Raw genomic sequence first — 11,674 nt, 5'->3', positions numbered from 1 at the left:
CTCCTCCCATAAGCAGGTGCAAGCACGGCCGGAACGGCGATGGAAAACTCAGGTGCGCGTGAGAACGCCTTTGCAGCATGTCTCTTCCTTCCAGGAAGGGTCGCAGTCACATCATTCATTTGAGCGGTTCATTGGAACGGTTGATAGGGACCGAAGTCCCGACCGTAGAGGACCTACGTTCGTCCCTACTGGCCACAAATGTCTGGTCGAACGCGGCTCGGTATGGCGCACATGTCGGTTTGGTGACCTACGGCACTAGGCGGTCGCTCGTACCGCCTACAGAGTTAGGTGTAGCGAAGGAGGATCCGATGATCGAAGTGTTGCCGGACATGCCGCAGGGGGTGACCGGTATCCGGATATCGGGCCGGCTGCGCGGTGATGAACTGCGTAAGGAGAGGCCCGCTATTGAGAAGATGCTCAACGCCGGTGAAGTCAGGATCGTGGAGGTCATCGACTCCGATTACGAGGGTTTCGGCCCCGGTGGCTTCGTCGAGGACGTCAAGCTGGGCTTAGGCACCGTGTTGCCGCACCATTCGGCGTTCCGGCGAATCGCGGTCGTATCCGATAAGGAGTGGATCGCACCTACCTTGCATGCCCTGGCGTGGATGGTCCCCGGTGAGCTTGCTGTGTTCGGGCTCGACGAGCTCGACCACGCCAAACAGTGGGCGGCTGGCACAGGACCGTCCTTCTGATCCAGGCGAAAACGTCCGCGTCATAAGGACTTGGGGCCATCCAAGGTGGTGACGTGATACCTCTTCCGCCACCGGCCATACACGTACACGATGTGCTGCAGTAGAGCAATGCACTAGAAAGGAGAACCTCGTGAAAGCGAAAGTCGGTGACTGGCTGGTGATCAAGGGCACCACGATTGGGCAACACGAGCAGCGGGGACTGATCACCGAGGTTCACGAATCAGATGGTGCACCACCGTATGTGGTGCGGTGGCTCGCCGACGACCACGAGGCGATCGTCTTCCCAGGCCCGGACGCCGTGATTGTGACCGCCGCGGAGCAAACGGACGCTGACAGGCGGGCGCGGGACCGCTTCGGGGCCGTACAGTCGGCCATCTGGCATAAGAGCAGAGCCGACTAGCGCATGAGATGAAGCATTGAGAATGCTGTACCAGTGAATGGGGAATGCGGCCACCAAACCGCTGGTCCCAATGTGACTTACTGTCGACGAACCTGCCGCGAGCTGGCGTCGCTCGTTGAACCTGTTGCACTTGATGAGTTTTCATTGCGTGAGCGATATAGGGCCGATAGGCGGTCGGCGAACTTTTCGATAACCGCGTTGCGGCGCAGCTTCATGCTCGGGGTCAAGTCGCCGGCTTCGACCGAGAGTTCGCGATCTGCGATCGCAAAGTCTTTGATCTGTTCCCAGCGGTTCAGCTGCGAGTTCAGCACGTCGAGGTATTCGGCGATCAATGCGTGCGTCTTCGGTTCGGAGGCGATCTCGGCGAATGACTTACCCGCGAGACCATTCTTGCCGGCCCACTCGGTGATCGCCTCGGCATCGAGCCCTACCAGCGCCACACAGTACGGCCTCGCCTCCCCATACACCAGGAGCTCGCTCACATACGGACAGATGCCCTTGAATCTCGCGTCGATCGCCGATGGCGCCACGTACTTGCCCTGCGAGGTTTTGAACATGTCCTTCTTGCGGTCGGTGATCCGCAGAAAGCCATCGGCGTCAATTTCCCCGACGTCGCCGGTGCGGAACCAACCGTCCGGACCGAGCGCCTCGGCGGTGGCGTCGGGCAGATCATGGTATGCGGTCATCAAACCCGGTCCTCTGAGCAAGATTTCACCATCGTCGGCGATCTTGGCCTCGGTGGCCGGGAACGGCCAGCCAACTGTTCCGAATCTGTAGGCGCCGGGGCGGTTGATGAATGACGCGGCGGCGGTCTCGGTGAGACCGTAGCCCTCGAGCACGACGATGCCGATGGCGTCGAACCACTGCGCCACATCACGGTCGAGGGCGGCGGCAGCGGAGACGAAGAACCGCAGCCGTCCACCGAACCGCTGCCGGATGGTCGACAACACCATCCGGTCGGCCACCTTGTAGGCCAGCGAAGACGTCACCGAGGGCTTCTCTCCCGCCTGCCGGGCGGCCGACACCTTCAAGCCGACTGCGACCGACCAGTCGAACACCTTCCTGCGGAACCGGCCCTGCTCGGCGACCATCTCCTGGATGTGGGCATGGGCCTTCTCGAAGATGCGCGGTGCGGCGCCCATGATGGTGGGATGTAACGCCGCGAGGTTATCGACGATCCTTTCCACCCGGCCGTCGATTGCGGTGGGGAACCCGATCTGTAGCGGCAGCGCCAGCATCACCTTGCCGAATGCGTGCGCCAACGGCAGCCATAGGAAGTTCAAGTCGTCGGGACCGAGGATGCCGAGCGCGTCGATGGCCGCCGCGGTGTACGTCCATGCGCCGTGGGTCAGCCGCACGCCTTTCGGGCGCCCGGTGGTTCCGGAGGTGTAGATCAGGCTGGCGAGTTGATCGGGCCCTATGGCCGCGACGCGCTCCGCGACGGCGTCGGATGAGTCAGCGAGCAGTTGCTTTCCGAGTTGTTCGAGCTCACCGAGAGTGATCACCCAGTCGCCGTCACCGTTGCCGTCGAAGATCACCACCTTGCCTACGTTCGGCAATTCGGCCCGATGGATGAGTAGTTTGTCGAGCTGGCTCTGATTCTCGACGATCACCACCCTGCTGCCCGAATTGGCGATGATGTATGCGGTGTCGCGGTCGTTCGTCGTCGGGTACACCGTGGTGGTAGCCGCACCGGCGCACATCACGGCGAAATCGATGAGCACCCACTCGTAGCGCGTTGACGATATGAGGGCGACCCGATCCTCGGGTGCGATTCCCAACGAGATCAGACCGCCGGCGACATTGGAGACTCGTTCGCCGACCTGCTGCCATGTCACGCTCTCCCAGGTGTGGTCCTGTGGATATCGAAAGGCCTCGGCGTGTGGAGTGGCAGCGACTCGGCTGAGGAACATGTGAGCCACCGACGGCGCGCGATTCTCGATCTTGGCGAAGTCTGGCTGCTCCGCCGCGACGCTTTTTGCTTTCATGGCGCTAATCCATTGGTGCCGAATCCGAAACGCTCGTAGGAGCGTGTGTTGCCGCTCTGACGGTCCCGCGGTCCGCCGACCGAGGATAGAGGCGAATGTCACGCGGATGTCGACAAACGGCCCTGCCCAGCTTGGCTGTCCTCGCGCGGTTACCCGGGATCACAACTGACGAAGGCCCCGGTCCACATGAGTGTGGACCCCCGGCGGCGAAACTTGAAATGGCGAGAAACCAAGGGCTTTGAGGTAATCGGAACGTATTCGTGCCGCAGGTTCGACACGCTGGGGCCATTCGGGTCGCTCCGGGCATTAACCGGGGCGGCCCGTCAGCCACGATCTTGAGCGGGCCGGTGCGTTAAGCTTCGCCCGCTGAGTTTGGTTCCATGGCGCCAACACTCGAGTGATATCCGGGTGAACGCGACTGCGTCGCAGTGCGGCCGGCGGCCGTCCCGTGCTGGTAACCGCTGCCTGGCTGCAAGGGCACGCCGCCGGGTCTATTGGCAATCAACCGGAGGTCTAACGACCCTAGCAACGGCAAACGGATCACTTTACTTTCGGCAACAGGCGGGATTACCCAGTCCGAGGAGGATGCGATGACCACTGCACGTGACATCATGAATGCCGGTGTGACTTGTGTGGGAGAACGCGAGACGCTCAACGCGGCAGCACAACACATGCGCGAGCGCGATATCGGCGCGCTGCCGATCTGTGGAGACGACGACCGACTAAACGGCATAGTGACCGACCGTGACATCGTGATCAAAGGCCTCGCGACGGGTCTGGATCCCAACACCACCACGGTCGGGGAGCTGGCGCAAAACGGTGTCCATTACGTAAGTGCTGATGCAAGCATCCAGGAGATGCTTAACGTGATGGAAGAGCATCAGATTCGGCGCCTTCCGGTCGTCGAGGGCCATCGCCTTGTCGGCATGGTCACCGAAGCCGATATTGCCAGGCATCTGCCTGAACACGCCGTCGTGCAATTCGTCAAGGCAATTTGCTCACCCGCGGCCATTACCAGGTGACCGGGCCGCCGGGGGTCTGGCTCTACGATTAAGTATGACCCCTGACGCCTAAAGAACGATCCCACAACCGTTTCGGAGGCGACGAGGTGCATGGCGCGTTTCCGTTAGGAAGATTTGCCGGGTTCCAGATCAAGGTCCACTGGAGCGTGATCGTCATCCTGTGGCTGTTCACCTGGAGCTTGGCCACCGCGTTGCCCGGTGCCGTCAAAGGGTATTCGCGACCAATCTACTGGGTGGCCGGCGCGTGTGGTGCGCTGATCCTGCTGGGGTCGCTGTTGGCGCACGAACTGGCGCATGCTGTTGTCGCCCGCCGCATGGGAGTTCGGGTCGGCGACGTGACGCTGTGGTTGTTCGGCGGCGTCACGACGCTGGAAGGCGAGGCGAAGACGCCGAAGGCGGCCTTTCGGATCGCGGTCGCCGGCCCGGCAACCAGCCTTGCCTTATCGGCAGCATTTGCCGCGTTGGCTGCCGAGCTGTCCATGGTGCACGCGGGCACCCTTGCGGTAAGCGTTGTTTGGTGGCTTGCGGTGATCAACCTCGTGCTGGGGTTGTTCAATCTGCTCCCCGGTGCGCCACTGGATGGCGGCCGACTGGTGCGTGCTTATTTGTGGCGCCGGTACGGCGACCGCGTGCGCGCCGCGGTTGGCGCGGCACACGCTGGGCGTGTCGTCGCCATCATTTTGATCGTCTTGGGATTGGCGGAGTTCTTGGTGGGCGGCCTTGTCGGGGGCGTCTGGCTGGCGTTTATCGGTTGGTTTATTCTTGCCGCCGCACGTGAGGAAGAGCTACAAGTGACGACCCGGCAGGCACTGGCCGGGGTGCGCGTCATCGACGCGATGACGGCGAACCCGCGTTCGGCCCCTGGCAGTGTGACAGTGGAGGAATTCATCGAGCGGTACCTGCTCGGTGCGCCGCACTCGGCATACCCGGTCGCCGACGCCGACGGCTCGATCCTGGGACTGGTCACCTTGCGGCAGCTGAGGGAGGTCACGCCCGGCCACCGCGCCACGACGATGGTCCGCGACATCGCGCTGCCGCTAGACCGCGTTCCGACCGCGACGCCTCTCGAGCCGCTCAGCGAAGTCATCGAGCGGTTAGCGGCGGCAGGCCACTGTAGCCGTGCCCTGGTGATCGATGGCGGCAGGGTGGTGGGCATCATCACGCCAAGCGACCTCGCACGGTTGATTGAGGTCTACCGGCTGGCCCACCCGGGCCCAGGTCGGGACGCGCATCCTCGGGAAACCGAACACTATTCCAGCACACAATGATTCGACCAGTCAGGCCATTGTGTTCACCTGATCAACGAGTGCGTGCCACGATTATCGGCACCCGTGCCATCTGGGTCACGGTCTCGCCGACCGAACCCACCAGCAATTCGGCAAACCCGCCACGGCCGCGGCTGCCCACCACAACAAGTTGGGCATCCTGGGACCGCTGAACCAGCTGCTGCGCCGGCCTGTCGCGTACGACTATGCGATCTACGCATACATCGGGATATCGTTCCTGCCAGCCAGCCAGACGTTCGGCTAACGCCTCTGCGGCCATCGAATCTATTGTCTGCAAATCCATTTGGGAGCATTTCGAGATGTTGTTATCGGCCCATGCGTGTAGGGCGAGCAATCCGACGTTTCGCCGCGAAGCTTCGTCGAAAGCCAACGCGGTCGCCGGCTCTGAGGCGGGCGAGTCATCGATACCGACCAACACCGGTGCTCCGCTGTCATCCGATATCGACGCGGCCTCGTCGGGTATAAACGCCACCGGACAATGCGCGTAGCGCAGCAGTCCGGAACTCACCGACCCCATTGGTCGGCCGGTCCACTGTCCGGTTCCACGACACCCCGCCACCACCATCTCTGCATGCTTGGACAATTCGACCAGCGTCGGAACTGCGGCCGCGGGCAAGACCTTGGTGTGCACCTCGGCGGGACCACCACGCCGCGAAGCTTTTTCGGCGATTGCGAATGCGTCTTCGACGAGCCGACGTCCGCGGTCTTGCTGCCAGCGTGCCAGGCCCGCGGGTAACCGCATCGCCGGCCACGTGGCGATCTCCGGTGAGATCGCGTGCACGAGTGTCAGCGGGATCCTGCGGAGTTCGGCGTCGCACGCCGCCCACCGCACTGCCACTTGGGCCCCTGGTGATTCGTCAACACCGACGACGATCCCCAGCGATGCGTTTCGCGATGACATGACCAGACCCCTAGTCGTGGGTGTTTATCCGGCTGGTGCTGAATCGGCAGCCGCCGGCTACCACTATCGGTTCCAGTACAGGGTCGGGCGTCACTCCATCGTGGTGGCCAGCTACCTGGACGCGCGCGTCATGCAGCGCGTGGGATCTCGGGACTCGACGTCGCAGCTTGTGTCGACGGGGGAGCCGGCACCGGCCTCCAGCCGACATAGGTCAGGTAGAGCCCCACCAGCCCGACGAAAACGGTGACACCCACCCATAGGGCGGTCATGCGCATCGCGGCGTCGGCAGCCCCCATGAAGGCATGCGGGAAGGCCATCAGAAATACCGCGCGCAGCGCGAGGACCCATCCCACCACGGACACCGTGATCGCCGCCGCACCTCGCCAGTACTGATGAAGCCCCACGATGACCAGAGCCGCCAGCAGCAGGAAACCGGCCGTCACCCACGGCAACGCGGAATTGGCCTCGAAATCTGACAACAACTTGCGCATTTCCGATGCGCGGGCCACGGTCGTTACGGCGAAGATGACGAAGAACGGGCCGAGCACACGGGCGAACATTCGGGTGCGTAGCCCCGGTATTTCTGTAGTGGTACTCATTTGTCACACCTCCATTGCTGCGCCTGACATCTTCCGATGACAAGTCGTTGCGCGTGAGATATCCATCTCATGGCGATATCTGAGCATTCCTCCGCGACGCTCGGCGAGGGGCGGAAGTCCCACACCATCGGGACATTCGTCGTGAATCCGCCTCCGCCCGGCCGCCCTACTTGTGTGATGACCAAGGGCTACGACCCGAGGACAAATGACCCTCGTCGGTGCGCCGGGGCGCTAATACGGTCGAACTGGTTGCTTTCAGCCCTGCAGGAAGGTTGACCCGTGTCTGATCCGGCGCCCACCGCTCCTCCACAACCAGCGGTGGTGCCGGCCCGGATGAGCGAAATCAGAACGCACAGGAGTCACACGACGGCCGTTGACGATAAGGGTGCCCCGACCGTGGTTCTCGATCCGGAGGAGGCCGCCGATCGGCTGCTCCGGGATCTGCGCAGCACCGGCGAGGGCCTGTCGACCCGCGAGGCGGAGCGGCGGTTGCTGCAGTACGGACCGAATTCGCTACGGCACCAGCGGGTGCGCCGCTGGCCTGTCGAATTGGCACGTCAGTTCACCCATCCACTGGCCCTGTTGTTGTGGTTGGTGGCTGGACTGCTGCTGATCGTCGGTTCCAATGTCGTTGCCGCCGCGGTCGTGCTGATCATCGTGCTGAACGCGGCGTTCTCATTCGTTCAGGAGCTGCAAGCCGAGCGGGCGGTGGAAGAACTCGCCAAGTTCCTGCCGCAACGCGCCGCGGTTGAACGCGACGGAATGACGACTGAAGTCGAGGCGACCCAGCTCGTGCCCGGCGACATCGTGTTGATCCGGGAGGGGGACCGGATCGCCGCGGACGTCCGGCTGCTCGACGGTGCCGTCGGAGTCGACATGTCGGCGTTGACTGGGGAATCCGCGCCGGTACTGCGTTCAGCGGCCATGGCCGATGCGAATGTGCCGCTGTTGTCCGCACATGAGTTGGTGTTCAGTGGCAGTAACTGCACCGCCGGCGAAGCGCGTGGGGTGGCGTTCGCTACCGGCATGGCGACCGAGATCGGCCGCATCGCGGCGCTTTCCGAGCGAGTCAAACCCGATCAAAGTCCATTGGAGCACCAGGTCCGCCGGGTCGCCTGGCTGATAGCCGCGGTCTCGGTAATGCTGGCGCTGTCCTTCATCCCGGTGGCAACCCTGGCTGCGCACCTGACGTTAATTAATTCGCTGGTGTTTGCGGCCGGCCTGCTGGCCGGGATGGTGCCAGAAGGTTTGCTACCGGTGATAACACTGGCGCTCGCGGTAGCGGTGCGGCAATTGGCTCGCCGTGGCGCTCTCGTCAAGCGCCTCTCAGCGGTGGAGACGCTGGGTTCCACCGACGTGATCTGTACGGACAAAACCGGCACTCTGACCGAGAACCGGATGGAACCGGTCGCCGCTTGGGTGCCTGGGCAACGACTTGAGCTCGACGACAACGCTTTTGCGGCCTCCGCAGCCTCTGTCTCCGCGGCAGCGCGGTCATTGGCCGCTGTCGCGGCCAGCTGCAACAACGCGCGCCTGCACGACGCGGGTGATCCGACCGGAGATCCGACCGAGATTGCCATTCTGATGGCCGCCCAGGCGTTGGGAGCGGACCCCGACTACCGCCGGCGAGACGCGCAGCGCTGCTGTCAATTTCACTTCGACCCAGAACTGAAGCTGATGTCAACGGTGGACCAAATGCTCGATCGGCCACCCGTGGTTCACACCAAGGGTGCACCGGAAGCGGTGTTGTCGCGATGCACTCGCGTGCTTGACATCGACGGGCACCCGGTAACACTCACCGCTGCCGGACGCTTGGAAGTCGAGGCGGCCGTCAACGAGTTCGCCACCGAAGGCCTGCGTGTGCTCGCCTTCGCTTCGCGCGACCTGGCCGCCGACAGACCGCAACCGCAGCGCCGCACCGATGCGGAGCGGAACCTGTGCTTCACCGGACTGATCGCCTTGCTGGATCCGCCGCGCGCCGGCGTCGCCGACTCGGTCGCCAAGTGCCGCACGGCCGGGATCCGCATCATCGTGATCACCGGCGATCACCCACTGACCGCGAGAGCCATCGCCCAGCGAGTCGGCATCACCGGTGAACAGCCCACGGTCGTGACCGGTGATCAATTCGAACGGCTCGGTGAGGCACAACTCGCCGCGCTGATTCAGGACAATCCCGAGGTGATCTTCGCCCGAGCGTCTCCGGAAGCCAAATTGCACATCGCTGAGGCACTGCGCGACGGTGGGCACGTGGTCGCGATGACCGGCGACGGCGTCAATGACGCTCCGGCGTTGCGCTGCGCGAATATCGGGGTGGCGATGGGTAGGTCCGGTACCGACGTCGCCCGTGAAGCCGCAACGATGGTGCTCGTCGACGACAATTTCAGCACCATCGTCACAGCGGTGCACGCAGGCCGGCGGATCTACGACAACGTGCGCAAGTTCATCGTCTTCATCTTCGCTCACGCGACGCCAGAAACCGTGCCGTTCTTGGTATTTGCCATCGGCGGCGGATTGATACCACTGCCGATCACGATCATGCAATTATTGGCTTTCGACGTGGGCAGCGAAACGCTGCCGGCACTGTCGCTGAGCCGCGAACCCGCCGAACCGGGCATCATGGTGCGGCCGCCGCGCCCGCGCAAGGAGGGCGTGATCCGTGCTCCGATGTTGGCCCGGGCGTGGTTACTTCTCGGCGCCATTGTCGCCGCACTACAGATGGGTGGATTCTTCTACGTCCTGCTGAAAGCAGGCTGGCACCCGGGCGCACCCGTGTACGGCGATGCCCCGCTGCACCACGCCTATCAGCAAGCGACGACGATGGCGTTCCTGGGCATGATGGCCGGGCAGGTCGGCACGGCGTTTGCCGTGCGGACCCAACGGGCTTCGTTGTGGTCGGTGGGTCTGTTCACGAATCGGTACCTGCTGGCCGCCATTGCCGCCGAGATCGGGTTGGCGGCCCTGTTCGTTTACGCGCCGCCGATGCAATCGTTGTTGGGTACCGCGCCGCTGCCCGCCTCGGATCTGCTTCTGCTGCCGGCGTATCCGGTGATCGTCTGGGGAGCCGACGAGATCATGCGGTATCTGCTGAGGACGTGGGCACCGTGAAAATCGGCCAGCTACGAGGCCGGGTCAGTGCCACACCGGGCGACCGATTCTTGGTCAAAGGTGACGTGCGAGCGGCCCGCACCATCGGCATCGTGTTGTCCGCGTTAACCTGCCTCGCGGTCCCGCTGGTGTACGAGAACGTCGGCCCCGACCGGTTCGGCTGGTCACTGGCGTTGCTTGCCGCGGTGGCCCTGATCGCGCGCGGCATTTTCCTAGGCCGGCCGGTGACGACCGCGCATGCGGCGGCCGCGGCGGCCGTGGCGTGCGTGGGACTGGGTGCACACTTTGTGTCGTTCGGATTAATCGGCAACATCTTTATCGGCGCTAGCGGGTTGACGTTGATGTTGCCCACCTCGGCGCGGCCGCAGCCCGAGCTGCTGGACCGGGTTTGGGCGCTCGTTAACGCGACTCGGGGGGATCCATTAGCGCCCTTCGCCATGCATTCAAGCAAGAGCTACTACTTCAGCCCCGACGAGGCCGCGGCGATCGCTTACCGCACCCGCCTTGGATTCGCCGTCGTCAGCGGCGACCCGATTGGTGATTCGGCCCAATTCGCCACTTTGGCAAGTGATTTTGCCCGCATGTGTCGCAGTCGAGGCTGGCGGATCATCGTGTTGGCGTGCGGTGAGCGTCACATGGAGCTGTGGCCCGATCAACTGATCGGACACCCGAGGCTGGCGGTGCCAATCGGGCGTGATGTCGTTGTCGAAGTTCGACACTTCAGCTTGAAGGGCCGCAGCCATCGCAACTTACGCCAGGCTGTACAGCGCACCCTCAACTGCGGGGTCACCACCCAACTCGTCAATGAGCAGGAAATCGACGGTCCACTGCTCGCCGAACTGACCGATGTGCTGTATGCCGCGCACCGCTCCGGGCGCACCGAACGCGGATTCTGCATGAACCTGGACGGGGCTTTGCAGGGTCGCTTGCCCGGCATCAAACTCGCCATAGCGCGCGACAGGTGCGGGCGGGTAGTTGCATTTCACCGATACGCCACCGCAGGCAAAGGGTCAGAAATCAGCCTGGACGTGCCTTTCCGGCTACCAACTGCCCCCAACGGCGTTGACGAACGGCTGTCGTTTGACATGATCGCCGCGTCGAAAGACGTCGGCGCAGAACGAATTTCGCTGGCCTTCGCCGCGTTTCCAGAGATCTTCGATGCCACTCACCCGGGTAATTTGCAGCGCCTGGCCTACCGGTTGATTCATCTGTTGGATCCGATGATCCGGCTTGAGTCACTTTATCGGTACCTGCGTAAGTACCACTCCCTGGGGCAGCGGCGCTATGTGGTGCTGTGCGCCTACCACATTCCGATTGCGTTGGCGGTGCTGTTGTCGCTGGAGTTTGTGCCGCACCGGTATGACACGCAGCCGACTCGGCCTGGCCCGCAGTAGCTCAGCCGTCTGCGCTTCGAATAGTCGGTTATCAGCGCGGGGTTTTGGACGCGTGCTGTTCGACGTAGCTCACCACGTCTGCCAACGTGCGTAGCGACGCGTAGTCCGCCTCTGGAATATCGACGTTCAACCGTCGATGAATGCCGCGCAGAAAGTTGAGCCAGTCCATGGAATCGAGGTCGACCTGATCCCGTAGCAGAACGTCATCCTCGATGTCGGCGGGTTCGACTTCGGGTGCAATGGACGTCAGGACAGACACGACAACCGCACGTGTTTCATCGGTCATG

10 protein-coding genes are annotated in these 11,674 nt (G+C 63.2%); 6 read left to right on the top strand and 4 right to left on the bottom strand.

The window, feature by feature from the left end; all coding sequences use genetic code 11:
• The first annotated feature begins 308 nt into the window (after positions 1-308).
• Together ACIUM1_RS00720 and ACIUM1_RS00715 are read left to right on the top strand one after the other, a co-directional pair.
• The gene (locus ACIUM1_RS00720) at positions 309-692 is read left to right on the top strand and encodes an STAS/SEC14 domain-containing protein (RefSeq protein WP_406815415.1); all 384 of its coding nucleotides are present in this window, start codon (positions 309-311) and stop codon (positions 690-692) included.
• 130 nt (positions 693-822) lie between these two features.
• Complete coding sequence (locus ACIUM1_RS00715; protein ID WP_406815414.1) at positions 823-1,092, top strand: DUF1918 domain-containing protein; 270 nt, start codon at positions 823-825, stop codon at positions 1,090-1,092.
• A 77-nt stretch (positions 1,093-1,169) separates the two neighbouring features.
• On the opposite strand, the gene ACIUM1_RS00710 is transcribed toward ACIUM1_RS00715, so the two are convergent.
• Complete coding sequence (locus ACIUM1_RS00710; protein WP_406815413.1) at positions 1,170-3,080, bottom strand: AMP-dependent synthetase/ligase; 1,911 nt, start codon at positions 3,078-3,080, stop codon at positions 1,170-1,172.
• A 590-nt stretch (positions 3,081-3,670) separates the two neighbouring features.
• Here ACIUM1_RS00710 and ACIUM1_RS00705 point away from each other — a divergent pair.
• Positions 3,671-4,102, top strand: a complete 432-nt coding sequence (locus tag ACIUM1_RS00705; RefSeq protein ID WP_406815412.1) for a CBS domain-containing protein — start codon at positions 3,671-3,673, stop codon at positions 4,100-4,102.
• 86 nt (positions 4,103-4,188) lie between these two features.
• Complete coding sequence (locus ACIUM1_RS00700; protein ID WP_406815411.1) at positions 4,189-5,370, top strand: site-2 protease family protein; 1,182 nt, start codon at positions 4,189-4,191, stop codon at positions 5,368-5,370.
• A gap of 31 nt (positions 5,371-5,401) precedes the next feature.
• Here ACIUM1_RS00700 and ACIUM1_RS00695 read toward each other — a convergent pair whose 3' ends face one another.
• Entirely contained in the window at positions 5,402-6,289 is an 888-nt protein-coding gene (locus tag ACIUM1_RS00695; protein WP_406815410.1) for a universal stress protein, read from the bottom strand.
• A 128-nt stretch (positions 6,290-6,417) separates the two neighbouring features.
• Positions 6,418-6,849, bottom strand: coding sequence for a hypothetical protein (locus tag ACIUM1_RS00690; RefSeq protein WP_406817882.1), 432 nt, complete (start codon positions 6,847-6,849; stop codon positions 6,418-6,420).
• 372 nt (positions 6,850-7,221) lie between these two features.
• Between ACIUM1_RS00690 and ACIUM1_RS00685 the strand changes: the two genes are divergently transcribed.
• Together ACIUM1_RS00685 and ACIUM1_RS00680 are read left to right on the top strand one after the other, a co-directional pair.
• Positions 7,222-9,993 (top strand): cation-translocating P-type ATPase, encoded by a 2,772-nt coding sequence (locus ACIUM1_RS00685; protein WP_406817881.1) that lies wholly within the window; start codon positions 7,222-7,224, stop codon positions 9,991-9,993.
• On the top strand, positions 9,990-11,387 hold the full coding sequence (locus ACIUM1_RS00680; protein WP_406817880.1) for a bifunctional lysylphosphatidylglycerol flippase/synthetase MprF: 1,398 nt from the start codon (positions 9,990-9,992) through the stop codon (positions 11,385-11,387). Before ACIUM1_RS00685 ends, ACIUM1_RS00680 begins: the two co-directional genes overlap by 4 nt.
• A gap of 31 nt (positions 11,388-11,418) precedes the next feature.
• Here ACIUM1_RS00680 and ACIUM1_RS00675 read toward each other — a convergent pair whose 3' ends face one another.
• On the bottom strand, positions 11,419-11,673 hold the full coding sequence (locus ACIUM1_RS00675; RefSeq protein WP_406815409.1) for an acyl carrier protein: 255 nt from the start codon (positions 11,671-11,673) through the stop codon (positions 11,419-11,421).
• Between the last annotated feature and the right edge of the window lies 1 nt (position 11,674).

Origin of the sequence: Mycobacterium sp. M23085 (assembly GCF_045343915.1) — a bacterium.
GTDB lineage: Bacteria > Actinomycetota > Actinomycetes > Mycobacteriales > Mycobacteriaceae > Mycobacterium.
This window is presented reverse-complemented; position numbering and strand designations above follow the sequence as displayed.